The organism is Pantoea sp. 18069 (assembly GCF_902706035.1).
GTDB lineage: Bacteria > Pseudomonadota > Gammaproteobacteria > Burkholderiales > Burkholderiaceae_C > Comamonas.
This window is the reverse complement of record NZ_CACSJA010000166.1, coordinates 1-304: the sequence shown is the minus strand read 5'-3', so window position 1 is coordinate 304 and position 304 is coordinate 1. Positions and strand designations below refer to the sequence as shown.

Below are 304 nucleotides of genomic sequence, written 5' to 3'. Positions count from 1 at the left end.
CCGAGCTATGCCGCCGCCGGCGTCGCCGGCCCATCAAATCTATCCCGTAAGTGTTCATGTGTCCGCCTAAGTTGGTGGACACGAGCCTCCTACAGCGTCGGGTCGATATCAACGTGTGTTTGCTGGCCCCTTACTCTTTTTTTGTATTCATGGAAGTCCGGTTGTTCTGCCGGAAAAAAGAAAACCCCCAGGCCTTTGGGGCGCTGGGGGTTTGCTGCTGTAAGAGCCTGACAATGACCTACTTTCACACGGGAACCCGCACTATCATCGGCGCAAAGTCGTTTCACTGTCCTGTTCGAGATGG

General features: G+C 54.9%; 1 protein-coding gene. It reads right to left on the bottom strand.

All coding sequences use genetic code 11. The features are described from left to right. Positions 1-89: 89 nt before the first annotated feature. Positions 90-304 (bottom strand): hypothetical protein (locus GVL12_RS26820; protein WP_235034000.1); only part of this gene is annotated, 215 nt, incomplete at its 5' end.